Origin of the sequence: Streptomyces sp. NPDC048018, from assembly GCF_043202995.1 — a bacterium.
Lineage (GTDB): Bacteria > Actinomycetota > Actinomycetes > Streptomycetales > Streptomycetaceae > Streptomyces.
In genome coordinates, this window is the sequence record NZ_JBIDBK010000005.1 from 567465 (window position 1) to 593675 (window position 26211).

The window sequence follows — 26211 nt, forward strand, 5'->3', positions numbered from 1 at the left end:
GAACGAGAGCGGGGCGGCCGCTTCGAGCGCGCGGAGGCGAACCGCGCGGGCCGCCCCGCTTCCTCGTGCCGCCCCGGGATCCGGAGCAGTCGCTCTATGCCTGCAGCAGGCGCTCCAGGACGACGGCGATGCCGTCCTCCTCGTTGGAGGCGGTGACCTCGTCGGCCACCGCCTTCAGCTCCTCGTGGGCGTTGGCCATGGCCACGCCGTGGGCCGCCCAGCCGAACAGGGGGATGTCGTTGGGCATGTCGCCGAAGGCGATCGTCTCCGCGGCCTTCACGCCGAGCCGGCGTGCGGCCAGCGAGAGACCGGTCGCCTTGCTGAGGCCCAGCGGCACGATCTCGACGATCCCCGGGCCGGCCATGACGACGTCGACGAGGCCGCCGACCGTCTCGCGGGCGACCCGGGTCAGCTGGTCGTCGGTGAGCGTCGGGTGCTGCACGTAGAGCTTGGTGAGCGGCGCCGCCCACAGCTCCGTGGGGTCCTCGTACGGGACGTACGGCAGCGGCCCCTCCTGGACCCGGTAGCCGGGGCCGATCAGGACCTCGCCCTCCAGGCCGTCGCGGCTCGCGGCCACGGCCAGCGACCCGACCTCCGCCTCGATCTTGGAGAGGGCGAGCCCGGCGAGCTGCCGGTCGAGGGTCAGGGAGGTCAGCAGCCGGTGCTCACCGGCGTGGTAGACCTGTGCGCCCTGGCCGCAGACGGCGAGTCCCTCGTAGCCGAGGTCGTCGAGGATGTGCCGGGTCCAGGGCACGGCCCGCCCGGTCACGACGATGTGCGCGGCCCCCGCCGCCGTCGCGGCGGTGAGGGCGTCCCGCGTGCGGGCGGAGACGGACTCGTCGGCCCGCAGCAGCGTGCCGTCGAGGTCCGTCGCGACCAGGCGGTAGGGGAACGGGCTCACTTGGAGATCGGCTCCAGGACCTCACGGCCGCCGAGGTAGGGGCGGAGCACCTCGGGCACCCGCACCGAACCGTCGGCCAGCTGGTGGTTCTCCAGGATCGCCACGATGGTGCGCGGGACGGCGCACAGCGTGCCGTTCAGGGTGGCCAGCGGCTGCACCGTCTTCTTGCCGTCCTTCTCCTCGCGCATGCGCACGGAGAGCCGGCGGGCCTGGAAGCCGTCGCAGTTGGAGGCGGAGGTCAGCTCGCGGTACTTGCCCTGGGTCGGGATCCAGGCCTCGCAGTCGAACTTGCGCGAGGCGGAGGCGCCCAGGTCGCCGGTGGCGACGTCGATCACCTGGAACGGCAGCTCCAGGGAGGTCAGCCACTGCTTCTCCCAGTCCAGGAGACGCTTGTGCTCGGCCTCGGCGTCCTCCGGAGCGACGTACGAGAACATCTCGACCTTGTCGAACTGGTGGACGCGGAAGATGCCGCGGGTGTCCTTGCCGTACGTGCCGGCCTCGCGGCGGAAGCACGGGGAGAAGCCCGCGTAGCGCAGCGGCAGCTTGTCGGCCTCGATGATCTCGTCCATGTGGTACGCGGCGAGCGGGACCTCGGAGGTGCCGACCAGGTAGTAGTCGTCCTTCTCCAGGTGGTACACGTTCTCGGCGGCCTGGCCGAGGAAGCCGGTGCCCTCCATGGCGCGCGGGCGGACCAGCGCGGGGGTGAGCATCGGGATGAAGCCGGCCTCGGTGGCCTGCGCGATCGCCGCGTTGACCAGGGCGAGCTCCAGGAGCGCGCCGACGCCGGTCAGGTAGTAGAAGCGCGAACCGGAGACCTTGGCGCCGCGCTCGACGTCGATGGCGCCCAGCGCCTCGCCGAGCTCCAGGTGGTCCTTGGGCTCGAAGCCCTCGGCCGCGAAGTCGCGGATGGTGCCGTGGGTCTCGAGGACGACGAAGTCCTCCTCGCCGCCGACCGGCACGTCCTGGTGGACGATGTTGCCGAGCTGGAGCAGCAGCGCGCGGGCCGTCTCGTCCGCCTCGTTCTGCTCGGCCTCGGCGGCCTTGACGTCGGTCTTGAGCTGCTCGGCCTTCTGCAGGAGCGTGGCGCGCTCCTCGGGGGAGGCCTTGGGGATCAGCTTGCCGAGCGCCTTCTGCTCGGAGCGGAGTTCGTCGAAGCGGACGCCGGACGACCTGCGCCGCTCATCGGCGGAGAGCAGGGCGTCGACGAGGGCGACGTCCTCTCCACGGGCGCGCTGGGAGGCGCGAACACGGTCGGGGTCCTCACGGAGCAGGCGAAGGTCAATCACCCCACCAGGCTACCGGTGTCACTGGGAGCGGCCCTACTCGATATGGCAATGCGTGGCGCTTTGACCGAATTGCTTTGTTTTCCCGGTATTTTCCCGTACCGGGTTTCTCCACAGCAATGCCCAGTGAGGGTGAGTTATCCACAGGCTGTGCGAAAGTTCTGTGGACGAGGCGGCTCGGCGATCTTCGCCGCCATTTTCCCACTCCTTCGAGTGGGAATTGCTCACCCCGAAGAGTGGCACGTCGGAAGAGGGGTGACAGTGATTTGTCGACCACGCTCCGCGACCTTGTCGACTTGTCCCCAGGTCGAGAAGCGCGGCTGTGGATAACTTCTGTGGGTAACCGAAAAGTATGCAGGTAGGACCGGTGGTCCGAACCTGTGGACGACGCGCCCCGGGCAGCCGGCAGCCGGCAGCCCGCACCCGGCAGACAGGCGCCGCACCCCGGCAGACAGGCGCCGCACCCCGGCAGGCAGGCGCCGCACCCCGGCAGACAGGCGCCCCCGGAGGCAGGGCAGGAGCCGGGCGGACAAGGGGCCCGGTGGTCAGACCGGAGCGGACCCCGCGTTCGCGCCGGAGGTCAGGCCCGGCCGTCCTGGACCCGCGCCAGCCAGTCGGACGCATCCGTGAACTCGGCGTCCGACGTGCCCCGCCGCAGCGGCCGTACGTCCTCACGCGAGGCGCCCGCCCGCGGGTACGAGCCGAGGAAGCGCACGTTCGGGCAGATCCGCTTCAGGCCCATCAGCGCCTCGCCGACCCGGCGGTCCGCGATATGCCCCTCCGCGTCGACGGCGAAGCAGTAATTGCCGATGCCCGCGCCCGTGGGCCGCGACTGGATCAGCATCAGGTTCACCCCGCGCACGGCGAATTCCTGGAGGAGTTCCAGCAGGGCGCCCGGGTGGTCGTCGCCCAGCCACAGCACGACCGAGGTCTTGTCCGCGCCCGTCGGCGCCGCGGGCCGGGCCGGCCGGCCCACGAGCACGAAACGCGTCTCCGCGTTCTCGGCGTCGTGGATCTCCGTGACCAGGGCCTCCAGGCCGTACGTCGCCGCCGCGAACTCGCCCGCGAAGGCCGCGTCGAAACGCCCCTCCTGGACCAGGCGCGCCCCGTCCGCGTTGGACGCGGCGGACTCCCACACCGCGTCCGGCAGATGGGCCCGCATCCAGTTCCGGACCTGCGGCTGGGCGACCGGGTGGCCCGTGACCGTCTTGATCTCCGACAGCTTGGTCCCGGGCCGTACGAGCAGCGCGAAGGCGATCGGCAGCAGCACCTCGCGGTAGATCATCAGCGGCTCGCCCGAGGCCAGCTCGTCGAGGGTCGCGGTCACCCCGCCCTCGACCGAGTTCTCGATCGGCACGAGCGCCGCCGCCGCCTCGCCGTTCCGTACGGCGTCGAGCGCCGCCGGGACCGAGACCATCGGTACGAGTTCCCGCGTCGCGGCCTCGGGCAGCGTACGCAGCGCGGCCTCCGTGAAGGTGCCTTCGGGACCGAGATACGTATACCGGGTGGCTGACATACGGTCACCCTAACGGCCTCGTGCGCCGGGCGGGCTGCCGTTCACGCCTCGAGCAGGCGCTGTCCCACGTACTCGCCCTCGGCCGCCCCGCCGGGCACCGCGAAGAGGCCGCTCGCCTCGTGCCGGACGAACGGCGACAGGGCGTCGCCCCGGTCGAGCTTGCGCTGCACGGGGACGAAGCCGCGCAGCGGATCCGCCTGCCAGCAGATGAAGAGCAGCCCCGCGTCAGGCGTCCCGTCGCTCGCGATCCCGTCGTGGAAGGAGAAGGGCCGGCGCAGCATCGCCGCTCCGCCGTTCTGTTCGGGGGCGGAGATCCGGGCGTGGGCGTTGTCGGGGATGACGGCCCTGCCGTCCGCGCCGATCCTGTTCAGATCCGGCTCGGTCGTCTCGGTCCCGCCGGTCAGCGGCGCGCCGTCGGCCTTCCGCCGCCCGATCACCCTCTCCTGCTTCTCCAGGGACAGCTTCTCCCAGTCGTCGAGCAGCATCCTGATCCGGCGCACGACCGCGTACGAGCCGCCCGCCATCCAGTCCTGGGCGCCGGACGCGCCCTGCGGCACGAAGATCCGCCGGTCGAAGTCGGGCTCCGAGGGCTTCGGATTCCCGGTGCCGTCGACCTGGCCCATCAGGTTCCGGGCCGTCATCGGGCGGGCGGTGGCCCCGGCGGACCGGTTGAAGCCGTTCATCTGCCAGCGCACCCGGGCCGCGTCGCCCGCGTCCTTCTGGAGCGCGCGCAGCGCGTGGAACGCGACGAGCGCGTCGTCGGCGCCGATCTGCACCCACAGATCGCCCTCCGAGCGCTTGGGGTCGAGGACGTCGGAGGAGAAGGCGGGCAGCGGGTCCAGCTGCGCCGGGCGGCGGGCGGTGAGCCCGGTGCGGTCGAAGAACGTACGCCCGAAGCCGAAGGTCACCGTCAGGGACGAGGGCCCGGCGTCGAGGGCGATGCCGGTGTCGGCGGTCGCCGGCCTGCCCGCCATCAGCGCGTGCGCGGTGGCCGACCAGCGGCGCAGCAGCGCGGCGGCCTCCTTGCGGCCCGCTCCCGGGGCGAGGTCGAAGGCGACCAGATGCCCCCGCGACTGAAGCGGAGTGGTGATCCCCGCTTGATGTTTCCCGTGAAACATCACCTCGGTCGCCCCGACCGTGGTGAGGGCGGGGGACCCGCCCGAGCCGGAACCGGTGGAGTCGCCCGACACCGCCGCGGAGATCCCGGCCCCGCCGGCCGCGCCGATCACCAGACCGGCCGCGCCCGCCGCACCGACGGTGCCGAGGACGCGCCGCCGGGAGATGTCGAGCTTGTCGTTGCTCTCGGAATTGCTTGCAGGCTTGCTCACGGGGTTCAGCCGATCTTCACGTTCTTCTCGATGGTGGTCTGGTCGATGTCGGAGGTGCGGACCGTCACCTGCATCAGCCACTCGCCCTGCATCGGGAGCTGGACGCCGTTGGCACTCCAGTGTCCGGTCTGGATCCGGTCGGGCAGCACCGGCAGCGGGCCGATGTCCTTCTCCTCGAGGGTGAAGGCGACCTTGATCTCGGGGACGTCCAGCGGACGTCCGTTGGGCCGCAGCACGTAGATGTGGAGCGCGTTGGCGCCGGTGCGGCCGGGATCGAGGGTGAGCTGCACGGTGCCCTTGCCGTCCACGCCCCCGGTGTCGAAGGGGATGCGGACGTCGATCGGGCGGTCGGGCACGGCCGCGGCGGCGCCCGCGGTGGCCCGGCCCCTGCCCGTCTCCTCCTCCGTGCGGCCCGGCTCGGTGGAGGTCAGGACGGTCGTCACGGCGAGCAGCACGACCGCGACGGCGGCCTCGGTGAGCACCGAACGGCGCAGCCCGGCCCGCTCGGGGTCGGCGTCCCTCGACTTCTTCCGCAGCGCGGTGGCGACGGCGGCCCGCTGCCGCGCGAGTTGCGCGGCCCGCTCGGGGTCGTCCCCGGCGCCGCCGTCGGCCTCGGCGTCCTCCGGGTCCTCGCCCGCTTCCAGGACTACGCCGGCCCCGCTGTCGCCGCCGGCCGCCCGGGACTCCGCGGCGGCCTCGTCCGGGATCCCGTCCGCTGCCTCGTCCGGGACCGCGGAGATGTCCCGTTCCGCCGTCGCCGGCTCGGCCAGCCGCCGTGCCCAGCGCCGTGACACCCAGCCGATCCCCACGAGGACGGCGACCAGGCCGACCTTGACGAGGAGCAGCTGCCCGTACCGGGTGTCCGTGAGGGCCGACCAGGTGCCGACCTGCCGCCAGGACTGGTAGATCCCGGTGGCCGCCAGGACGACGACCGAGCCGAAGGCGACCGTCGAATAGCGCTCGACCGCCGCCCGTTCGACCGACGGGGCGCGGTAGAGGGCGACGAGCAGGGCCGTGAGCCCGCCGAGCCAGGCCGCGACGGCCAGCAGGTGCAGGATGTCGACCGGCATGGCGATGCCGGGCTGGAGCCCGGTCGAGGCGTGTTCGGCGAGCGCCCACGTGCCGGCGATGCCGGCGGCGACGACGGTTCCGCCGAGGGCGAGCCCGAAGGTCAGGTCCTTGTGCTCCTTGTCGTCGGTCCGCCGGGCGTAGGCGCCGAACAGGACGGCGACGAACAGCGCCGCTGCGCCGAGCAGCAGCAGCCGTGAGGAGAGCGCGGCCCCGGTCTTCGTCTGCAGGACGGCCTGGAGCCCGCCCAGGTCGAAGACGTCGCCGAGCTTGCCCGTCTTCGTGTACGGGTGCCGGAGCAGCAGCAGGGCCAGGGTGGCGCCGGTCAGCGTCAGCCAGCCCCGGACCACGAGCCGCTGCACCGGGCGCACGGACGCACCGCGGGGCCAGCAGACCAGGACGAAGGCGCCGCCGCCGACGAGGACGACGAACCCGGCGTACGAGAGGTAGCGCGCGATCCCGTACAGCGCGCCGACGAGTCCGCCGCCGACCGTCTGGTCGGGCAGGGCGACGGAGGTCTGGGAGGGCGCGCCGACGGAGAAGGTGAAGGCTCCGGCGACCGGGTGGCTGTCGGCGGAGACGGTCTGCCAGGCCACCGTGTAGGTGCCGTCGGGCAGGCCGGGCAGCAGCGCGACGCCGTAGCGGACGACGGAGCCGCTGCACAGGTCGCGGATCTCCCCGGTGTCGACCCGCTTCCCCGCCGGGTCGAGGACCCGGATGGAGTCGCCGCTCATGGCGACCTGTTCGGAGAAGGTGAGGTTGACCTCCTTGGGGGCGGTGGCGACCACCGCCCCGTCCTGCGGGTCACTGCCGGTCAGCGCCGCGTGCGCGGACGCGGGGCCCGCGGTGGCGAGCAGCGTGCCGAGCAGCGCGGCGGTGACGAGCAGCAGCCGGGTGAGGGCCGGCCCGAGGCGCGGGGCGGTGGGCGTCATGGGTGTGTCACTCCCTCAAAGAGCTCAGTGCTGCTTGGGGTTGTGGTTGGGTGCCTCGACCGGGAGGTCGACCTTGATCGGGTCGGACTTCTCGAAGTGCAGCTCGACGGAGACCTTCTCGCCCTGCTTCGGCTTGCCCTTCAGCTCCATGAACATGATGTGGTTGCCACCGCGTTCGAGCCTCAGGTCGCCGTTCGCCGGGATGTCGAAGGCCTTCACCTGCTGCATCTTCTGGTTCTTCGTCTCGTGCAGCGTGACGTCGTCGGAGATGCCGCTGGTGACGGAGGTGAGCTTGTCGGCGGTGTCACCGCTGTTGGTGATGGTGAGGAAGCCGCCGGCCATGTCCATCACGGGCTGCGGCATGAAGGCACCGCTGACCGTGAGTTCGGGCTTGCCGGACTTCGAGGAGTCGGACGAGCCGTCGGACGAGCAGCCCGTCAGCGCGAGGGCGGCGGCGAGCGCCACGGTGGCGGACAGGGCGGTGGTGCGGCGGGTCACGGGTTCTCCCCCTTGATGAGCTTCGGCAGGTCCTTGGCGTAGGCGTCGGAGGTGGTGTCCTCGCCGTACAGGACGTAGCCCTGGTCGGTCGTCGGCGAGAAGGCGATCACCTGGGCGCCGTGCATGGACACGACGTCGCCGTTCTTCTCCTTCTTCGGCGGGTCGATGCCGATGCCGATGGAGCGGGCACCGGCCTGGATCGCCGAGAAGTCGCCGGTGAGACCGACGAACGAGGGGTCGCCCGCGGCTGGCAGCCACTTGCCGAGTTCGGCGGCCGTGTCGCGCTCGGGGTCGGTGGTGACGAAGACGACCTGGAGCTTGTCCTGGTCCGCCTTGGGGAGCTGCTTGCGGGCGATGGCGATGTTGCTCATCGTCAGCGGGCAGACGTCCGGGCAGTGCGTGTAGCCGAAGTAGATCAGCGTCGGCTTGCCCTTGGTCTGCTCGCGCAGGTCGTACTTCCTGCCCTTGGTGTCCGTGAGGACCAGGTCGGGCTTGGTGAAGGGCCGGTCGAGGACGGTGGCGGCCCTGGTGTTGTCGGAGCCGCCGGAGACGTCGGCGACCGGCGCGTTCGTGCCGCCGGCCGCCGGGTCGTCACCGCCGCCGAGGCCGACGGCGGCCGTGATGCCGATCGCCGCCGCGATCGCGAGGGCGGCGACGATCAGCGGGGCACGGCGGCCGGGTCGGCCGCCGTCCTTCGTGTTGTCGGGCATGGTGTGTCTTTCGGTCTTGCCGGTGAGGGTCGGAAGAGGGCGTCAGGCCGAGCGGCGGCGGCCGGCCAGGACGCCGTAGGCGATGCCCGCGAGGCCGACGAGGATGCCGACGACGCCGAGCACCCGGGCCGCGCTGTCGGTGGAGGAGGCGGACGCCTCCTCGTGCTCGCCACCCTTGTCGTCGTGCCCGGCCTTGTCACCGGCCTTGTCGTCGGCGGGGGCGGCAGCGCCGTGGTGGTCGCCGGTGGCGGCGGAGAGCTTCAGGACCGGCGCGGGGTTCCCGGGCTCGGGGGCGCCTTCCTTGGACTCCTCGATCCAGCGCACGACCTCGTTGTTGTCGTAGGTCTGGATCGCCTTGAGGACGAGCCGGTCGGCGTCCTCGGGCAGCTGTCCGAGGGAGAGCGGGAACTGCTGGAACTGGCCGGGGCCGATCTTCGAACCGTCCGCGGTCCAGGTGACCTTGGCGACGGCCTCGTTGATCTTCTTGCCGTGCAGCTCCAGCGGCTTGGCGAGCTTCGCCTTGGTGACCTCGACCTTCCAGCCGGGAACCGGCTGCGGCATCACGGAGGCCAGCGGGTGGTCGGTCGGGAAGTTGACCTCGACCTTGACCGTGGAGGCGTTGTCGCGCTCGTTCGGCACCTTCACGTTGACGGTGGCGTATCCGCCCTTGGCGGCCTCGCCCTGCGGCTGCACGCTCACGTGCGCGAAGGCGGTGCCGGACAGCAGCAGGACGGAGGAGGCGGCGACGCCACCGGCGACGGCGGCACGGGTGAGGAACGTACGGGAAACGCTCATGGCAGAAACACTCCAGCTCGAAGACGAGGTGCGGAAGACATCCGCAGGACAGGGTGTGGCGCGGACCGCACGGTCCCCGGACGGATCCGGGGGCGCGCGAAGGGCCGCGGAGCCGCTCGCCGGAAGGAGGGGGAACGGTCCGCGTCAGGCTGCGAGGACGCAGGGGGCGGCCGGCGGGCCGCGCCTGATCACCATGTGCTGAAGTGCCTCGGCCGCCGGCGGCGGCGAGGGGTCGGAGGCCGTACGGGCGGGGCCGCGCGGGCCGGTCGCCGGAGCGCCCGGCAGTCCGGCGAGCAGGGCCCGTACGAGGGAGAGCGCGGCGCGCAGCGAGCGGACGAGCGCGCATTCGGCGAGCTCGACGGCGCCCTGCGCGGACAGCGCGACGAGCCGCCGGAGGGCGAGGTCGCCGCGGCGCAGCAGCCAGCCGGTGGCGAGCGCGGCCAGCAGGTGGCCGAGCAGCATCGGAAGGCTGGGCACGAGTTCGGCGGTCCGGGCCGTGGCGGTCGCCGCGTCCGTCAGGCCGGCCATGTGGTGGTGCGCCCCGGCGCCGGCGGACGCGGGGGCGAGCCCGGCGTCCGTGACGATCCGGGCCGCGTCGGAGGGCGTCATCGTCGCCGTGCCGCGGCCGCAGACCAGCCTGGCGGCGAGCCGCAGCAGGGTCTCGTCGGCCCTCGGGCCGAGGGCCGGCGGGCGCTGCCCGAGCCCGAACAGGACGTGCAGGCCGAGCTGTCCGGCCGTCAGCGCGCCGACGATGAAGGGCAGCGAACGCTCCCGCCCCGAGAGCAGCACGGTGACGCCGAAGACGCCGAGGAAGCCGGCGGCCATCGACCACGCGGAGATCCCCGCGCAGGCGGCCAGCGCGTGGCCGAGCGCGGACAGCACGACGCAGACCGCGGTGAAGACCGCGGCCCTCAGCATGCGTGGCGCGAGCGCGGGGGCAGACATGGCGGGCCCATCATCGCACCAGGCCCGGGCCTCCCATGCGGCAGGTCCGGAAGGTCACCCTTGGGCGGCTTAGGGGCGACATACACCGGCATGGTGATCCCCGCATCCGCCGAACGAGGGCTCTTGGCGCCCTCGGGGGCTTATGGACCACCCCGTCCGGCAATACGTATCGGTATGTCGTGCCGCAGCATGTCGAGCCACAGCCAGGAGGCTGGAGCATGAGCATCTGGTGGTCCCTCCATCTGCGGCGCGAGGCTGCGAGCGTGCCGCTCGCCCGGCGGCTGCTGCTCGGCACGATGGAGACGGCGGGCGTCGACCCGGACGTCTCGTACGAACTGTCGGTGGCCCTCACGGAGGCCTGCGCGAACGCGGTGGAGCACGGCGGGGCCCTGGGGCGCGGCGAGGCCACGGAGGCGTACCGGGTCACCGCCTACCTCGACGGCGAGACCTGTCGTATCGAGGTGGCGGACTCGGGGCCGGGCTTCTCCGGGAAGTCGCCGGCGCCCGCCACGGCGGACGCCGAGAGCGGCCGGGGGCTGCGGCTGATCGAGGAGCTCGCTGACCACGTCCACTTCGGGCGCACGGGCCGGGGCGGCGCACTCGTCAGCTTCGACAAGATCGTCAAGTGGCGCCCGGACGCGCCGCTGGCGCTGACCTAGGGTCCGTCTTTCGGATCATGCCGGGCCCGCGGCGTCTGGCACGCGCATCTGCGGCGTTGTCGTCGGTCGCCAGGGCTCCGCAATGGCTCCCTCCTCCGCCTTGCAGCTGCCCGCACCGGACGCCGCTCCCTGATCCGGCCTGATCCGAAAGACAGACCCTAGGCGCCGCCCGGAGACGGCACGAGCCCCCACCGGCGGTGCCGGTGGGGGCTCGTCGCCCGGTGGGTCAGCCCTTCAGGCCGGCCATCCACGCCTCGACCTCGTCGGAGCGGCGCGGCAGCGCCTCCGAGAGGTTCCGGTTGCCGGACTCGGTGACGAGGATGTCGTCCTCGATCCGCACGCCGATGCCCCGGTACTCCTCCGGCACGGTCAGGTCGTCGGCCTGGAAGTAGAGCCCCGGCTCGACGGTCAGGCACATGCCCGGCTCCAGCGTGGTGTCGACGTACGCCTCGGTGCGCGCGGCGGCGCAGTCGTGGACGTCCATGCCGAGCATGTGGCCGGTGCCGTGCAGGGTCCAGCGGCGCTGGAGGCCCAGCTCCAGGACGCGGGCGACCGGGCCCTCGACGAGACCCCACTCGACGAGCTTCTCGGCGAGCACGCGCTGGGCGGCGTCGTGGAAGTCGCGGTAGGCGGCGCCGGGCTTCACCGCGGCGATGCCGGCCTCCTGCGCCTCGTAGACGGCGTCGTAGATCTTGCGCTGGACGTCCGTGAACCGGCCGTTGATCGGCAGGGTGCGGGTGACGTCGGCGGTGTAGAGCTCGGTGGTCTCCACGCCGGCGTCGAGCAGCAGCAGGTCGCCGGAGCGGACCGGGCCGTCGTTGCGGACCCAGTGCAGGGTGCAGGCGTGCGGGCCGGCGGCGGCGATGGTGCCGTAGCCGACGTCGTTGCCCTCCACGCGGGCGCGCAGGAAGAAGGTGCCCTCGATGTAGCGCTCGCTGGTCGCCTCGGCCTTGTCGAGGACCTTGACGACGTCCTCGAAACCGCGGGCGGTGGAGTCGCAGGCCTTCTGCAGCTCGGCGACCTCGAACGCGTCCTTCACGAGGCGGGCCTCGGACAGGAAGACCCGCAGCTCCTCGTCGCGCTCGGCGGTGACCTTGTCGACGAGCGCGGCCTCGATGCCGGCGTCGTGGCCGCGCACGACGCGGACCGGGCCGGTGGCCTCCTTGAGCCGCTCGGGCAGCTCGCGCACGTCCTTCGCCGGGATGCCGAGCAGCTGCTCCGCCTCGGTGAGGGAGTGGCGGCGGCCGACCCACAGCTCGCCCATGCCGTCGAGCCAGAACTCGCCGTTCTCGCGGTCGGAGCGGGGCAGCAGGTAGATCGTGGCCTGGTGGCCGTTCTTGACGGGCTCCAGGACGAGCACGCCGTCGTGCGTCTGGTCGCCGGTCAGGTACGCGTACTCGGTGGACGCCCGGAAGGCGTACTCGGTGTCGTTCGACCGGGTCTTCAGGTTGCCGGCCGGGATCACCAGGCGCTCGCCCGGGAAGCGGGCGGACAGCGCGGCGCGCCGCTCGGCGGTGTGGGCGGCCTGCGCGATCGGCGCCAGCCCGTGCAGCTCGGTGTCGGCCCAGCCGGACTTCATGTTCTCGGCCAGCTCGTCGGAGACGCCCTGGTACAGGCCGTTCTTGCGCTGCTTGATCGCCTGCTCTTCGGACTCCTCCGGGGTCTCCGGGTGCTCCGTCGTGAGCTCATCGGCCACGGGTCTGCCTCCTTGGGGTACGACACTGAACCTTCACCATCGTACGGTCGTGCGGAAGGGTCCCAGAGGCGGAAGACCCATTACCGCCGGGTCACGGGGGCGCGGGCGTGGCCCTTCTCACGCGGGCCCTTCTCACGCGGACCCCTTCTCACGCGGGCCCGGCTCATTCGAAGCGGGCGGCCAGCAGGACCACGTCCTCGCCCTCGGCGGCGAGGGCGTCGAGCCCGTCCGGCAGTACGGTCCGCAGGACGTGGTCGGCGACGGCGTCCGGGTCGTTCCGGTCGGCCGGGGGCACGCTCGCCGCGGCGGCGTGCAGCCGGGCGAAGGCCCGGTCCATCGGATCGCCGGTGCGGCGCAGCAGCCCGTCGGTGTACAGCAGCACCGTTTCTCCGGGGGCGGGCGACAGCTCGACGCTGGGCGCCTCCCAGCAGGACAGCATGCCGAGCGGGGCGGAGAGCGAGGTCTCGACGTACTCGGTGCGGCGCTCGCCGATGAGCAGCGGCGGGGTGTGACCGGCGCCCGCGAGCACGATCCGGCGTTCGGCGGGCTCGCAGTACGCGAAGAGCGCGGTCGCGGAGCGGGCCGGCTCGGTGATGCGGAGCAGCAGTTCCAGGTCGGAGAGGACGGCGACCGGGTCCTCGCCCTCCATCACGGCGTACGCGCGCAGCGACGCGCGCAGCCGGCCCATGGCGGCCAGGGCGCTCGGCCCGCTTCCGGTGACGGAGCCGACGGCGAGCCCGAGGGCGCCCTCGGGCAGCGGCAGCGCGTCGTACCAGTCGCCGCCGCCCCGGGGTCCTGTGCGGTGCCGGGCGGCCAGCTGCACGCCGGGGACCCGCGGGAGCCGGCTGGGCAGCAGCTCCTCGGCGACGGTCGTGACCTGGGTGCGGGCGCGCCCGACTTCCAGGAGGCGGGCGAGGTGCTCGGTGGCGAAGCGGCCGTAGAGGCCGACGAGGTGGCGCTGGCGTTCGGCGGGTTCGGCGGGCTCGTCGTAGAGCCAGACGACGGCGCCGAGTCTCCCGGCCTTCTCCGTGGCGAGCGGGAGGGCGTAGCTGGCGGCGTAGCCGAGGCGGGCGGCGACCTCGCGGTGACGCGGGTCGAGGTCCTCCTCGGAGCACAGGTCGGGGTGGGCGACGGGCCGGGGCAGGGTGCCCTCAACCAGCGGGTCGAGTCCGTCGAGGATCCGCCCGTACGAGGTGACGCTGCGCGGCACGGTCTCGATGGTGCCGAGCTCGGCGTGGGCGAGCCCGAGGCCGACGGTGCTGGAGGGCCCGAGGCCGTCGGCGGGTTCGAGGACGGCCATGCCGCGGCGGGCCCCGACCAGGGCGGCGCCGGCGCGCAGCACCTCGTGGAGGGCGTCGTCGAGCGCGTCGGTCCTGATCAGGGACTCGGTGAGTTCGTGGAGGAGGGTGAGGTCGGAGACCCAGCCGGCGAGGCGGTCCTGGAGGTGCCCGCCGGCGGACGGCATCGGAGGGAGCGGCGCGCCGATCGGTGCCGCAGTGTGCGGGGGAGGAGGAACAGTGGAATCGATTCCGGCCACTTTCGGCGCGCGCGGCGTGCTCATGGCACTCGGCTTTCCGACCTGCGCGTTTCCTGCAATAGCATCGCAAACCCCCAAGGTCGTTCTGCGCCGCTATCCATCGATCCACATCTACACGCACATGTAGATCGATGTCCAGCATTGTCACCGTGGGACTTCTGGTGTCCGGGAGATGCGGCGAGAGGGTTGAAGACCGGATGAAGTTGGCTGAAAATTACCCCCGGTGTGCACCATTCGCGGTCGACTGGCGTCGTTTGATAGCGCGTCATTTTGAGCGTGACGGGTACGTAATCGGTGACGGGCAGGGGCAGTTGACGACGCCCCTGGGAACGGACGCGGAACCCGGGCGTCCGCCTTGCCGCAGGACGCGCCCATACCCCGAGTGGCGGGGAACATGTCTCCTTCCGGAGCGCCCGCGAGCTCGTACGCGCTGAGATGCACAGCGATACGCACAGTGAAGATATCTGCACGTAGTGTGATGTGGATTCGGCGTTCAACGGAAAGGAACGAGCGCTCATGCGCGAGATCCTCGGAAGGCGACGCGGGCTCCGGTTCCGGCGCGGGAAGCGCGAGGCGGGCACGGACGGGGCCGGCCTCGGCACGAACACCGGCCGGACCCGGCTCGACGCCGCACTCCTGTGCGCCACCGACTGGGACTGGCCCGTCCTGCCCGGCGTCGGGCTCCGGGCGGCGCCGAGCAGGCCCGGGACCCCCCGGACCGGCACGCCGGCCGGTTGGCGCGCGGCCGGCGAACGGGCCCTGGCGGCCTGGGTCGGGCTGACGCGGGGGGCGGCCCCGCGGGCCGACGGCCCCCCGGACGCGGACGCCCCCGCACCCGCCGCCGCGACCTGCGCGTGCCCCGACCCCGAGTGCGTCGTGCCCGGCGCCCACCCCTTCGACCCCGGCCTGCTCGCCGCCACCACCGACGCCCGCATGATCCGCTGGTGGTGGAGCAGCCGCCCCGAGGCCCCGGTCCTGCTGGCCACCGGCGGCCGCGCGCCCTGCGCGGTCAGCCTCCCGGCGCTCGCCGGCGCCCGGGCGCTCGCCGCGCTCGACGCCCAGGGCATGCGGCTCGGCCCGGTCGTGGCCACCCCCACCCGCTGGGCGATCCTCGTCGCCCCCTACGACCTCGAACGGCTCGGCGAGCTGCTCCACGCGAAGGACGGCGTGCCTGCCTCGCTGCGCTTCCACGGCGACGGCGGCTATCTGCCGCTGCCCCCCTCGGTCACGGGGACCGGCCAGGTCCGCTGGGAGCGGGCACCTCTGGAGGGCTCCGCGCGGCCGTGGCTGCCGGACGTGGAGGCGGTCGTGGACGCGCTGGTCGAGGCGAGCACGAGCATGCCGGGCGGCGGCAGCAGGCTCGCCTACTGAGCCCTCCCGCGCCGGCTTCACCCGAACGGGTGCGGAACCCCCGACATCCAGGGGAAACGGTGGCGCGGCCGGCCGCCGCCCCGCCGGCCGCGGATATCTTCGCCGGAGGATCCGTTGCGAAGAAGCAGGTGGGCCGACGTATGGGGCGCATGAGTCCGGGGAAGCTCCGTGGTCTGGGACTCGGTGCCGCCGTGGTGATCGCCGTACTGGTACCGATCGCGGCCTCGGCGGGCCCGGCCGGGAATCCGGCCGGTTCCGGCACCTCCGGCGCTGCCGGGAGCACCGGGAGGACGGGAGCCGCCAGGACCTCCGCGGACGGGAAGCCGGGCCTGCCCGGCGGACTCGGCGCCTCCCGCAGGCCGTCCGGAGCGTCTGGCGGGCCCTCCGCGGCCGCCGGGGAGCGCTCCGGGGCGTCCTCCGCGAGCACGGGCGAGTCCTCCGGGGCCTCCGGCGGGTCCGCCGCCGAGTCCCCTGGCGGGCCCTCCCGTACGACCGGGCTCCCCCGTACGACCGGGTCCTTCGCGGACTCCGCCACGCACTGCGGACCCGAACTCGCCTCGCCCGACGGGGTGGAGGCCCAGACCTGCGTGGTGACGGAGGGCGGCGACGCCTGGGCGCGTACGTACTACCGGAACGCGACGGGGCAGGCGGTCCGTGCCGTGCTCACCCTGATGGCACCCGGCGGGCGGACCGTCCAGGTGCGGTGCGCGGTCGAGGCGCGGGACGAACCGGGGATGTGCGAGACGCCGAAGGAGCGGATCGGGGGCGCGGCCGGAGAGTATGCGGCGGTGGCGGAATTCGCCGGAGCGGGCGAGGGCGACTCCTCGCCCCTGCTGCTGCGCTCGGGGAGCAACGGCGCGGAGACGGAAGGTAGTTGAAGCTTCTCCCGGCTCCGGGCATGAAAACGCCCGATCGCTGGCGACGGGGGATGCACCAGCGACCGGGCTTCCAGAACGGTAACAAGAGATCTGCCGTTCGCAAATTCGATCTCGGTTATTCGGACAGGGATTTAGCCCCCTGACCGAGGGGTTGTGGCGGACGTCACCGACTGGTCGGTCTGTCAGTCACCGATACCGCCCGGGGTATCAGCTGAGCGTCACCTGACGGTTGGTGAGACCGCCGCGCGCCCGCCGCTCCTCGACGGTCAGCGGGGCGTCGGCGGCAAGGGCCCCGGCCAGCCGCTCGGCGAACTCGGCGGCGGGCTTCTCGCAGTCCTCCGCCGTCATCGAGGTCGGCAGGTCCCATACCGGAACCATCAGGCCGTGCGCCCGGAACGAGCCGACGAGACGGGTGTCGGGGCCGAGCGAGGAGGTGCCGGCGGCCTGCAGCCGGGCCAGCGCGTCGAGCAGCTTCTCCTCCGGATACGGCATGACCCAGCGCAGGTGGTTCTTGTCCGGGGTCTCGCACCAGTAGGAGGAGTCGACGCTCGTCAGCTTGACGGTGGGGATGGCGGCGGCGTTGGCGCGCTCCAGGGAAGCGGCGACCTCGGGGTGGGAATTGTCCGAGGACTCCGGAATCCAGAATTCGAAACCGGTGTGCACGACCGGCGCGAAATCGCTGTCCGCGTCGAGCATGTCCTGGAGCCGGGGGCCCTCGGCCGGCACCCGCCGGGGCGTGACCGGGGTGCCGGGCTCCGCGACCAGGGCGCGCTCCAGGGTGTCCGCGAGGTCGCGGGCCAGGTCGCCGGAGGACGAGTCGTTCTGCAGCGCGAGCAGCACGGAGCCGTCGTCGCGGCGCAGTGCCGGCCAGGCCATCGGCAGCACGGTCGCGAGCGTCACGGACGGCACGCCGTCCGGGAGCCCGCCCTTGAGGGTGAGCGGGACGGTCGCGGCGGGCACCAGCTCGCGCAGCGCGACCCAGTCGCACTCGCCCGGCAGACCCTCGAAGGGCCGCTGGACGACCTCGGTGACCGCGTGCGAGGCGGCCCGTCCGTGACACGCCTTGTAGCGGCGGCCCGATCCACAGGGGCACGGCTCGCGCGCGCCGACGACCGGGATCTCCCCGCTCGTGACCTGTGCCTGGTCGGCCTTGCCGGCCTTGCCGGGCTTCGTCTGGGGGCGCTTCTTGGCCATGGTGTGGCTTTCTCCCGATCGCGGCGGTGCTGTGTCGGCGCGAGCCTAGCCGGAGCGCGATCCGCGTGCCGGGAGGCCGGGGCGGGGGGCGTCTCCGGGTACGCCGGTGCGCCCCGGGCCGGGGGCGCCCCGCCTCACGCCCCGGGCCGTGACCGCCGCCGTGCGTCATTCCACGTCGTCGTACCCGTCATTCCAGGTCGTCGTACGCGTCGAGGAAGTCGAGGCCGGAGCCGCCGCCGACCCGGGCCGCGAAGTCCTCGCGGCGATGGCCCTCGGTGACGACCACCCACACCGTGACCTCGCCCGTCGCACTGTCCCGTACGCCCCAGTCCTGGGCGAGCGCGCTGATGATGTTCAGCCCGCGGCCGCCGTGCGCGGTCACCGACGGTGTGGCGGGAACAGGCCTGGTGGGGCCGCCGCCGTCCGTCACCTCGACCGTCAGACCGCCGGCCCTGTCGATCCTCCAGGCCGCCCGTACGTCGCCGTCGCCGACGTCCGCGTCGCGGCCCAGCGGCCTGCCGTGCCGGCAGGCGTTGCTCAGCAGTTCCGAAAGGATCAGTACCGCGTCGTCGACGACCGCTTCGGCCATCCCGTTGCGGTGGAGCTGCTCCCGCATCCGGTGTCGCGCCTCGCCCACGCCCGCAGGGCCATGGGGTACGGCCATGCTCGACGACGTGGGCACCTCCTGTGCCATCACCAACGCCACCCCCGAGACCTCCTTTGCCCCACGCCACGTGGTGAATGCCCCAATGGCCTGGACCGGAAACCGGCCAGTACGACTCCGGTGACGCACTCGTGACGATCGCGTACGTCCCGAACGCGCCGGTGCACACCCCCCACCGCCGCTGTGGGTGGGGCAGAGGCGGTTAAAGGCGGCCCAACTGGGACAGGACCTGCTTGGGCCGGTTCGTGATGATCGCGTTCACCCCGAGCCGCTCGCAGAGTTCCACGTCCTCCGCCTCGTCCACGGTCCACACGTGCACCTGGTGGCCGTTCTTCTGGAGCCGCAGGATCACCGCCGGGTGGTGGCGCACGATCCGGATCGACGGACCGGCGATCCGCGCGCCGGCCGGGAGCCGCCCGTCGCGCAGGCGCGGGCTGACGAACTGGGAGAGGGAGACCGTCGGCAGGGCCGGCGCGGCCGCGGCGATGCGGTGCAGCGAGCGCGGCGAGAAGCTCATGACGCGTACGGGGGAGTCCTCGGGCGCGGCCGGCGTGGCGAGCCCGAACCGGTCCAGGAGCTGGAGCAGCTTCTCCTCCACCTGCCCGGCCCAGCGGGTGGGGTGCTTGGTCTCGATGGCCAGCTCGATCCGGCGCCCGGCGTCGGCGACGAGCCCCAGGAGGCGTTCGAGGGTGAGGACCGAAGTGGCCTCCGGGTCGCCCCAGTCCGGCACCTCGCCGGCCTCCTCGCGTCCCTTCCAGGTGCCGAAGTCGAGGGCCGCGAGATCGGCGAGCTCCAGGGCGGACACGGCCCCGCGTCCGTTGGAGGTGCGATTGACGCGCCGGTCGTGGACGCACACGAGATGTCCGTCGGCGGTGAGCCGGACGTCGCACTCCAGGGCGTCGGCCCCGTCCTCGATGGCCTTCATGTAGGCGGCGAGGGTGTGCTCGGGGGCGTCCTCGGAGGCTCCGCGGTGGGCGACCACCTGGATCGGGAGAGGGTCCGGTTGCTGCGGTGCGTGGGTCACCGCGCCATGGTAAAGGGGTCCGTTATGACCCTATATAAAGAATAGGGTGCGGACGCACAGCTCCGGCTTACAGTGGCCTGACGCGCTGTGGGAAAAGCTGGGCACAGCGACCGTGCATTCTTGTGGACAGGGAACGAGGAGAGAGCTGTGAGCACCGAGAACGAGGGCGCGGAGGTTCCGGCGGACCGGAGCGCCCCGTCCACCCCTCCCGCGACTCCTCCCGCTCCGCCCGCCACGACGGAGCGGAAGGCCGAGCAGGCGGCGGAGCGGGCCGAGACGGCTCGGGAGCCGGTGACGGAGCCCGTCCCGGCCGCCCAGGAGCCGGTGCCGGCGGCCCAGGAGACGCCGGCGGACCCGGGGACGACGCCCATGCCGGTGACCCCTCCGGACGGGCCCGGGGCGCCGCCCGTGCCGCCGGGCCAGGACCCGGGCGCGCATCCCGCGCACGCCGGGGCCGGCGTCGCTGCCGGTGCTGCGGCCGCGCCGCACTCCCCCTACGCGCCCCCGTCCCCCGCGGGCTCCGCGGCCGGCGGCTGGCCGCCCGCCCCGCCCGTGGCCCCCGCCTGGGGCGCCGCGGCGATGCAGCCGGCCCCCACGGGCCCGCGCAAGCGCTCGGGCGGCCTGGTCGCGGCGGTGCTGGCCGCGGCGCTGATCGCCGGCGGTGTCGGCGGCGGCATCGGCTACTGGGCCGCGTCCCAGCGCGACGAGAACGCGACGAGTTCCACGACGGTCTCCTCCGGCGACGCCCCGGCCTCGTTCAAGCGCGACCCGGGCACCGTGGCGGCCGTGGCCGGGAAGGCGCTGCCCAGCGTCGTGACGATCCAGGCGAAGTCCGGCGGCACGGACGGCGAGGGCGGCACGGGCACGGGCTTCGTCTACGACAAGGAAGGCCACATCGTCACGAACAACCACGTGGTGGCCTCGGCGGCGGACGGCGGCACGCTCTCCGCGACGTTCTCCAACGGCAAGACGTACGACGCGGAGGTCATCGGCCGGGCCGAGGGCTACGACGTGGCCGTCCTGAAGCTGAAGAACGCCCCCTCGAACCTGGCGCCGCTCCCGCTCGGCGACTCGAACCAGGTGGCCGTGGGCGACTCGACGATCGCGATCGGGGCGCCGTTCGGCCTGTCCAACACGGTCACGACGGGCATCATCAGTGCCAAGAACCGTCCGGTGGCGTCGGGCGACGGCGGCAGCGGCAAGAACTCGTACATGAGCGCGCTGCAGACGGACGCGTCGATCAACCCGGGCAACTCGGGCGGCCCGCTGCTCGACGCGAGCGGCGCCGTGATCGGCATCAACTCGGCGATCCAGTCCACGGGCAGCGGCTTCGGACAGACGCAGGCCGGCTCGATCGGCCTCGGCTTCGCCATCCCGGTCAACCAGGCGAAGAACGTCGCCGAGCAGCTGATCAAGACGGGCAAGCCGGTCTACCCCGTCATCGGCGCCACGGTGAACATGCAGGACAAGGGCGAGGGCGCGACCATCGCGGAGCAGGGCACCGGCGGCACGCCGTCCGTCACCCCGAACGGCCCCGCGGCCAAGGCGGGCCTGAAGGCCGGCGACGTGATCACCGCCTTCGACGACCACCAGATCGACAGCGGCCCGACCCTCATCAGCGAGATCTGGACCCACAAGCCGGGCGACGCGGTCAAGGTCACCTACGAGCGCGACGGCAAGACGGCCACGGCCACGGTCACCCTCGGCGAACGCACCGGCGACAGCTGACCCGCCCGCTCCCCGCCCCGGCGGGGAGCGCCCCACCCCCTGATCGGCCCCGGCCCCGGCCCGCCTCCCGAGGGAGGCGGGCCGGCCCCGTATCGGCCCCCCCCGTAACGCGCCCCATAACGGCCCCTGGCGCGCGGCGATCGCCGAGAAGCTCCCCGGCGCCCTGCCGGAGTGTCCTGTGCCATCGAACCTGGACCGTTTGTCAGCGAAGTTGGACGACCAGGCATGATCAAGGTATGGACGTAGCGGATGAGCTGGCGCGAGCTGCACAGGACGGAGACGCGGCTGCAGCGACACAGTTGCTGGGTGCCGGTGCCCAGGTGGATGCCCTGGGCATGGCCGGACGTTCCGCGCTGGATCTCGCGGTGCATGCGGGGCACGCAGAGACTGTTCGTGTGCTCCTTGCTGGGGGAGCAGCCCTGCGGCAGTCAGCAGGTACGTAAGGCGAGTTGACGCCGCTGTGCCTGGCCGCGATGCACGGGCACACGGCAGTGGTGGAGGTCCTTCTTGCCGCCGGCGCCCCCACAGGTGCCCAGGGCAGGATGGGATACGTGCCATTGGTGCTGGCAGCTACTACCACAGAACAGGGGCGCCCGCAGATCGTGGATCTGCTCCTACACCACGGAGCGGACATCAACGGGGTGATGAAGGACAAGACCTCCCTTGAGTGGGCGGCCGCCGGTGGGCAGCTGCAGATGGTGCACCATCTGCTTGCCCGAGGGGCGACACCAACAGCGAAGGCGCTGAGCAGTGCCCGCGCGGGCGGCAAGCGGTTTCCGGAAGCCGCAGAGAAGTACGCGCTCATCGGCGATGCCCTGCACGCTGCGGGTATCGAGGACTGAATTTCCGGCCGTCCACGTTCGCCGACAAACGGTCCAGGTTCGATGTCAACAGACACGGAGCAACCGCCGGCGCCGCCCGCCGCGGCCGCTGCCGCCGGCCGGACAGAAAGACAGCGGTCGGGTCCCCAGCCTGACCGGGGACCCGACCACTTGACGCCGTCTACTGGCCGGCGGTCATCGCCCAGCGCACGGTGCCGGGCGCCTGCACCGAGAGGGGCGCGGATGTCCGCTGACGGTCCCCGCCTGTCGGCAGACGCCTTCGGCTGACGCCCGATGCCTACGTGCCGGGAGGGTCCCAGGGGACCCCTGGGACCCTCCCGGCACGTGCGAGAACATCAGGCTATTCACTGCCTTCGAGCGTGATGGAGAATCGGCAAGGAAGATCCTGCGTGTAATTTACGCCACCCTGCCGATAAGCGTACCGACATCGACTCGCTTCGCCTTCAACCTCCCCCGTGACTACGACTCGCGCAGAGTAGTAGAAGTAGCTGAACTCCTTCGGAGCAAGCTTGATGGGAGATTTGGAATAGTCCTTGAACTTCCATGTCGGAAATTCCTGGCTTCCGTCCGGGAAGAGTAGCTTGATCCCGTCCGTCTCTTCACTGCTGAACGCCGCGTACCTCGTTACCTCGAGACCTGCGGGTACATCCAGGACTTTCACTCCGACCAGTTCGATGGGCTTCGACGTGGTGTTCTGCGTCAATGGCAGCGCCACCCAGAAGGCCTGACCCACCTTGGCGTGCGGGAACCCTGCGGTTCCACCCGGTCCGGGGTCTTGCAGGGCGTTGCCTTTGAGGACCCCCGCCGACTCGTGAGAGGGGTGACCTCCGGATGTGGTACTGCACGCCGAGAGGGTGACGAGAGCGAATCCAAGGAGGATTGCTCTAGTTAGAGTAGAACGTACCCTCGCGCTGCCCAATCGGTGCATTGACGCCCCAGATCCAGTGTCGCCCACTCTTGTTCCCTGCCGCAATCTTCTGCTCGTGTTCCCTGTCGTACTGCGTGGAAGCCGAGAGGGAAAGGCCCATCACCGAGACCGCGCCGCCCCACTTGACGCTCCGGCCTACGTTCAAGGAGTACGTGCCGCCCTTGACAAGCTCGGCGCGCCGTGCGGGATTGCTGGCACCGAATCGGAGCGGACCGTCGAGGTGGACAACACTCTTTCCGTAGCTTCCGACCCGGCCTCCCGCGGGTACTCGGTATCCCGTAGCGATGACCCGGTAGTACGCACTGCGCGGGATAGCTCCGCAGTAATATGTGATCTTCTGCTTTTCGTAGTTGATGGGAACGCGCCAGTGCTTGCCGAAGTACGGCCCCTGGTTCGCGAAGCCCGCGCTGCTGCTTGCAGAACTGCCCAGCGTGGCGGTGCCGCTCATCTTCCAGTTCGATCCGGTCGAGACGGCCACGTCGACACTCGTGGAGAGCTTCGACTTGTACTCGAACGACGCCTTGGCGTCGTAGTAGGCATGTGCCTCGCCGACCGTCGTGTACGCGATCGCGTTCGAAACCCTGGTCGTGACGTTGTAGCAGCTTCCGGACGCCCGGGGGTCCAGGGCCCCACTCTGTGCCGCGGCCCCGCTGTCCGCCACCGCTTCAGAACTGACGTCCTTGCCGTTCACCAGGTACGGGTTGTAGCCGGGGCCCGGGGGAGCGCCCTTGTCGTTCTGCCACAGCGGAATCCGCTCAGCGTCGTCAGCCCCCGCGGTGGGCGACGCCTCGAACTGCGCGGCGAATGTCGCTCGCTGCTGAGCGGCCGTGGGTTCGGGCATCTCGGACGTAGGAGAGGCGGCAGGAATGAGGGCGACCGTGTGCGTGGGCTCGGAGGCCGCCGAGGTCGCCAGGGCTGTCCGCGCGCCGCCCGACGTGTCCCGGCCTGCCGGCGACGGCGTGGGCGCGGCGGTCACCTGGTCGACACCGACCATTTCGACGCCGGAGGTGGTGGTGCCGAATGTCGTGACGCTGACGTTGAGGGCCCCGCTGTTGGCATCCACCACCTTCTGCACATCCGCCGGCAGCTGATCGGGGAGCTTGAAGGACCACGTGCCGTCCGCGGCCGTGGTCACTGTGCCCAGCGGAGCAAGCTTCGTCGGCGAGCCGTCCTCGTTGAGCAAGGACGAATCGCTCGGTTCGAGGCGTACGGTCAGGCCTGCCACCGGCATCCCGTTGCCCAGAGTGAATCGGCCGGCGATCTCATCGGGCCGCTCCGAGGGAACTTCGTCCGTGGGCTGAGCGGGCGGAGCGATCGGGGGAAGTTCGAGCTCGTTTCCCAGGCGGGGCTTCTCGTCGAGGGAAGGGCTCAAGCACTCGGCCTGATCGACGAGGAAGGACCCCCGGAGCCCCACTCCCACCTCGGAGTTGGTCTCGACAACAGGGTTGCCCCCGTAGCTCCTCACGGTTCCTTCCGAGCTCGCCACGCCGGTGACGGACTGGGCGTAGAACACGCCCGGCCCCGGACTCCACATCCGCTTCGTCTGAGCGATCCCGCTCGCAACCACGTTGGTGGGGTTGACGACGCTTCCGAAGTCGCCCAATGACGGAACGGTCACCTTGCCGTTGGCACTCACGGCCACCGATTCCTTGTAGGGCCAGTACTTCACCTCCCCGGACGTGAGTGTGTAGACCGTGCTACCGATCGCCCAGACGTCGTCCGCTACGGCAATCGCCGATGCTGCGGAACCGCTACCGCTGAGCTTGCTGCTGTAGGGAGTCATCGTGCCGTTACCTGTGGACGGTTCACTCTGCACGAAGATGGTGATCGAACCGTCCTCCGACTGCGCGAAAATGCGGCCGGCGCCGATTCCTGAGCTTGCGCCACCATTGGCCCATACTCGCTTGTAGGCGCCCCAGCCGCTTCCATACGTCTTGACCGGCGTGAGCAGACTTCCACCGGTGGCCGAATTGTCCTTGTAGGACTTCAGGACGCCATCCTTGGTGATCTCGTAGATCACTCCGTAATCGCCGCCGAATATTCGGCTGTCCCCCGCAAGTGTGGCAGTCACTCCCGAATTAACGAGAGGATTCTCGCCGTTCGCGCTGGAGGGATCCCAGGCGATGTACTTGCGCAGCGTGCGCGGCGGGGCAGGAAAGGGCAGGCCTGGGCCGGGGTAAGACTCCAGCAGGTATGTGTTCGTACTGCTTGCGCACTCTGAAGCTGACGCCACAGCGCTGCCCGTTGCAGCTGGAAGACCCGTCAGGGTGCTGGCTGCGATAGCAGTGAGTATGCAGACAGAAATATTTCTTCGTGAAACGCGATGGCGCGCGGCCATGAATCCCCCCACGGAATTTCGAATGCTGCCAGGTCGGGGCGGCAATGGCGTCATTAGATGATCACCGGCGGGAGGAGTCAAGTGATCGCAGCGCGTATACACGCAGCTTTTGGTCGAATTTCCACCCGTTTGGAGTTTCGCCGCGTGGGGACTTGATGAAGATCTGAGCTTTCGGTGAGCCTGTGTGTGCAATCCGAGGGACGACAAATAAGGGAATCCGTATGCCAGTTGGGGGGTGGATCCGGCCGATCACCAAGTCCGCCGTCGGCTGTAGGGGGGTGGCGAGCGTCACACGAGGCGTTCCGCATCGGACCAGAAGAAGATCAAGTCGGCCTCGGTGGTGAGGGACCCGGCCAGGTGGACAGTCGTTGAGGGAGCGGCGTGAAGGGCCAAGGCGTAACTCTCCGGCGAGTACGCGTTCTTGAGGTGAAACGCACTGAATCCGAAATTCCGTAGCGCGGCAGCGTCTCCGGCCAGAGCACCCTGAGCGTCACCTCCTGTTGCTCCTCACGCCGGGAGGAGCAAGCGAGCAGGCACCCGGATCCCGCCGCTCCGGAGGGGTGGGAGACTCATGGTTGCCCCCGTGGTCAGCTCCCACCGCCTGTCGTGGACCTGACGTCAGGCTTCCGCGCCCGGGGCGCTCAGCCGGTAGGCTGTTGCCGCTCCGCACCAGGTGAGGCGGGGCGAGGTGGGTTGCCCGAGCGGCCTAAGGGAACGGTCTTGAAAACCGTCGTGGCGAGAGTCACCGTGGGTTCAAATCCCACACCCACCGCCAGGTGAACGGCCCCTGACCAGGATCGACGGTCAGGGGCCGTCTGCTTGCCCGGTCGCAGTGACCGCCCGGTGTTCCCCGCCGATCCCTGTCCGATCGGGCGCGGAAGGGGCACGCGGAACGTGTAGAACCGCGCTGCCCGCGGGTGATCGTGGGAGTACCGTCGGCCTGATCACGTGAAGGGGGACGCTGTGTTGTACGCAGACGAGGTGATCCTGAACGAACTCGCACAGGGGCTCACCCCGATGGCCGAGGGGGTCGCCTGGTTCGAGGGCCTGCCGGAAGATGAGCAGCGCAAGGTCCTGCACATGCTGGTGCTGTTCTGCGGTCAGGCTCGCGCAAGAGAGGCCGATGTGCCCGAGAGCATCGCGCGCTCCGGCATTCGTCCCACCCACACGCCCGCGGTGATGCTCACGAAGTGGCGCTTCGGGATGAACAGGCTTCCGACTTATGAACTCACGAAGTCGTTCCGTCCGCTCATGGCCCTCTTCAGCATCGCCGATACCCGCAGACGGGAGACGCACTGCGCCGGCGGTTGTGGTCATGCGTGGCACAACTTGTCAGCTCAGCCGCGGGAGGGGGAAGGGGCGTGAGGGGCGACGCG

Annotated in this window: 23 protein-coding genes and 1 tRNA gene; 8 read left to right on the top strand and 16 right to left on the bottom strand. The window is 71.3% G+C overall.

Translation table 11 applies throughout. From position 1 onward, the window contains the following. Nucleotides 1-94: 94 nt before the first annotated feature. The 9 genes from ACGF1Z_RS22505 to ACGF1Z_RS22545 form a co-directional block, all read right to left on the bottom strand. A complete protein-coding gene (locus tag ACGF1Z_RS22505; RefSeq protein WP_393006624.1) occupies nucleotides 95-901 on the bottom strand; it encodes an HAD family hydrolase in 807 nt (268 codons plus the stop codon). Then, complete coding sequence (serS, locus tag ACGF1Z_RS22510; RefSeq protein WP_393006626.1) at nucleotides 898-2187, bottom strand: serine--tRNA ligase; 1290 nt, start codon at nucleotides 2185-2187, stop codon at nucleotides 898-900. Before serS ends, ACGF1Z_RS22505 begins: the two co-directional genes overlap by 4 nt. 577 nt (nucleotides 2188-2764) lie before the next feature. Further along, nucleotides 2765-3700 carry a prephenate dehydratase gene (gene pheA / locus ACGF1Z_RS22515; protein WP_376627428.1) on the bottom strand — a complete coding sequence of 312 codons (936 nt, stop codon included), beginning with the start codon at nucleotides 3698-3700 and terminating at the stop codon, nucleotides 2765-2767. A gap of 41 nt (nucleotides 3701-3741) precedes the next feature. Continuing rightward, nucleotides 3742-5037 (bottom strand): iron uptake transporter deferrochelatase/peroxidase subunit, encoded by a 1296-nt coding sequence (efeB, locus tag ACGF1Z_RS22520; RefSeq protein ID WP_393006938.1) that lies wholly within the window; start codon nucleotides 5035-5037, stop codon nucleotides 3742-3744. Further along, nucleotides 5034-7028, bottom strand: coding sequence for a copper resistance CopC/CopD family protein (locus tag ACGF1Z_RS22525; protein ID WP_393006629.1), 1995 nt, complete (start codon nucleotides 7026-7028; stop codon nucleotides 5034-5036). Before ACGF1Z_RS22525 ends, efeB begins: the two co-directional genes overlap by 4 nt. Nucleotides 7029-7052: 24 nt before the next feature. Further along, on the bottom strand, nucleotides 7053-7526 hold the full coding sequence (locus ACGF1Z_RS22530; protein WP_393006631.1) for a copper chaperone PCu(A)C: 474 nt from the start codon (nucleotides 7524-7526) through the stop codon (nucleotides 7053-7055). After that, nucleotides 7523-8236, bottom strand: a complete 714-nt coding sequence (locus ACGF1Z_RS22535; protein WP_393006633.1) for an SCO family protein — start codon at nucleotides 8234-8236, stop codon at nucleotides 7523-7525. Before ACGF1Z_RS22535 ends, ACGF1Z_RS22530 begins: the two co-directional genes overlap by 4 nt. A gap of 42 nt (nucleotides 8237-8278) precedes the next feature. Continuing rightward, complete coding sequence (locus ACGF1Z_RS22540; RefSeq protein WP_393006635.1) at nucleotides 8279-9031, bottom strand: YcnI family protein; 753 nt, start codon at nucleotides 9029-9031, stop codon at nucleotides 8279-8281. A 144-nt stretch (nucleotides 9032-9175) separates the two neighbouring features. Next, complete coding sequence (locus tag ACGF1Z_RS22545; RefSeq protein WP_393006637.1) at nucleotides 9176-9976, bottom strand: hypothetical protein; 801 nt, start codon at nucleotides 9974-9976, stop codon at nucleotides 9176-9178. Between the two features lie 218 nt (nucleotides 9977-10194). Here ACGF1Z_RS22545 and ACGF1Z_RS22550 point away from each other — a divergent pair, with 218 nt between their 5' ends. Beyond that, nucleotides 10195-10635, top strand: a complete 441-nt coding sequence (locus ACGF1Z_RS22550) for an ATP-binding protein (RefSeq protein WP_393006639.1) — start codon at nucleotides 10195-10197, stop codon at nucleotides 10633-10635. Between the two features lie 226 nt (nucleotides 10636-10861). On the opposite strand, the gene ACGF1Z_RS22555 is transcribed toward ACGF1Z_RS22550, so the two are convergent. Both ACGF1Z_RS22555 and ACGF1Z_RS22560 read right to left on the bottom strand, forming a co-directional pair. Beyond that, entirely contained in the window at nucleotides 10862-12331 is a 1470-nt protein-coding gene (locus tag ACGF1Z_RS22555) for an aminopeptidase P family protein (RefSeq protein ID WP_393006641.1), read from the bottom strand. A gap of 163 nt (nucleotides 12332-12494) precedes the next feature. Beyond that, nucleotides 12495-13892: a PP2C family protein-serine/threonine phosphatase gene (locus ACGF1Z_RS22560; RefSeq protein WP_393006643.1), complete on the bottom strand. Its 1398-nt coding sequence runs from the start codon at nucleotides 13890-13892 to the stop codon at nucleotides 12495-12497. Between ACGF1Z_RS22560 and ACGF1Z_RS22565 the strand changes: the two genes are divergently transcribed. The 3 genes from ACGF1Z_RS22565 (at nucleotide 13849) to ACGF1Z_RS22575 (ending at nucleotide 16117) form a co-directional block, all read left to right on the top strand. Continuing rightward, nucleotides 13849-13995: a hypothetical protein gene (locus ACGF1Z_RS22565; RefSeq protein WP_393006950.1), complete on the top strand. Its 147-nt coding sequence runs from the start codon at nucleotides 13849-13851 to the stop codon at nucleotides 13993-13995. The genes ACGF1Z_RS22560 and ACGF1Z_RS22565 overlap by 44 nt on opposite strands. A 389-nt stretch (nucleotides 13996-14384) precedes the next feature. Further along, entirely contained in the window at nucleotides 14385-15239 is an 855-nt protein-coding gene (locus ACGF1Z_RS22570; protein ID WP_393006645.1) for a bifunctional DNA primase/polymerase, read from the top strand. Nucleotides 15240-15379: 140 nt separating this feature from the next. Then, nucleotides 15380-16117: a hypothetical protein gene (locus ACGF1Z_RS22575; protein WP_393006647.1), complete on the top strand. Its 738-nt coding sequence runs from the start codon at nucleotides 15380-15382 to the stop codon at nucleotides 16115-16117. A 207-nt stretch (nucleotides 16118-16324) separates the two neighbouring features. Here ACGF1Z_RS22575 and ACGF1Z_RS22580 read toward each other — a convergent pair whose 3' ends face one another. The 3 genes from ACGF1Z_RS22580 to ACGF1Z_RS22590 all read right to left on the bottom strand — a co-directional run bounded on the left by ACGF1Z_RS22580 (nucleotide 16325) and on the right by ACGF1Z_RS22590 (nucleotide 18999). After that, nucleotides 16325-17311 (bottom strand): DUF5926 family protein, encoded by a 987-nt coding sequence (locus ACGF1Z_RS22580; protein WP_393006649.1) that lies wholly within the window; start codon nucleotides 17309-17311, stop codon nucleotides 16325-16327. Between the two features lie 187 nt (nucleotides 17312-17498). Next, a complete protein-coding gene (locus tag ACGF1Z_RS22585) occupies nucleotides 17499-18104 on the bottom strand; it encodes an ATP-binding protein (protein WP_393006651.1) in 606 nt (201 codons plus the stop codon). 73 nt (nucleotides 18105-18177) lie between these two features. Beyond that, nucleotides 18178-18999: a glycerophosphodiester phosphodiesterase gene (locus tag ACGF1Z_RS22590; protein WP_393006653.1), complete on the bottom strand. Its 822-nt coding sequence runs from the start codon at nucleotides 18997-18999 to the stop codon at nucleotides 18178-18180. 147 nt (nucleotides 19000-19146) lie between these two features. On the opposite strand from ACGF1Z_RS22590, the gene ACGF1Z_RS22595 reads away from it, so the two are divergent. Next, entirely contained in the window at nucleotides 19147-20727 is a 1581-nt protein-coding gene (locus tag ACGF1Z_RS22595) for a S1C family serine protease (protein WP_393006655.1), read from the top strand. A 449-nt stretch (nucleotides 20728-21176) separates the two neighbouring features. Continuing rightward, nucleotides 21177-21569, top strand: coding sequence for an ankyrin repeat domain-containing protein (locus tag ACGF1Z_RS22600; protein ID WP_393006657.1), 393 nt, complete (start codon nucleotides 21177-21179; stop codon nucleotides 21567-21569). 340 nt (nucleotides 21570-21909) lie between these two features. On the opposite strand, the gene ACGF1Z_RS22605 is transcribed toward ACGF1Z_RS22600, so the two are convergent. Together ACGF1Z_RS22605 and ACGF1Z_RS22610 are read right to left on the bottom strand one after the other, a co-directional pair. Then, complete coding sequence (locus ACGF1Z_RS22605; RefSeq protein WP_393006659.1) at nucleotides 21910-22302, bottom strand: hypothetical protein; 393 nt, start codon at nucleotides 22300-22302, stop codon at nucleotides 21910-21912. 151 nt (nucleotides 22303-22453) lie between these two features. Continuing rightward, nucleotides 22454-24517, bottom strand: coding sequence for a hypothetical protein (locus ACGF1Z_RS22610; protein WP_393006661.1), 2064 nt, complete (start codon nucleotides 24515-24517; stop codon nucleotides 22454-22456). 1005 nt (nucleotides 24518-25522) lie between these two features. On the opposite strand from ACGF1Z_RS22610, the gene ACGF1Z_RS22615 reads away from it, so the two are divergent. Both ACGF1Z_RS22615 and ACGF1Z_RS22620 read left to right on the top strand, forming a co-directional pair. Beyond that, nucleotides 25523-25610: transfer RNA gene (locus tag ACGF1Z_RS22615), tRNA-Ser, on the top strand. A gap of 206 nt (nucleotides 25611-25816) precedes the next feature. Continuing rightward, nucleotides 25817-26200: a DUF5958 family protein gene (locus tag ACGF1Z_RS22620; protein WP_393006663.1), complete on the top strand. Its 384-nt coding sequence runs from the start codon at nucleotides 25817-25819 to the stop codon at nucleotides 26198-26200. The last annotated feature ends 11 nt before the right edge of the window (nucleotides 26201-26211 follow it).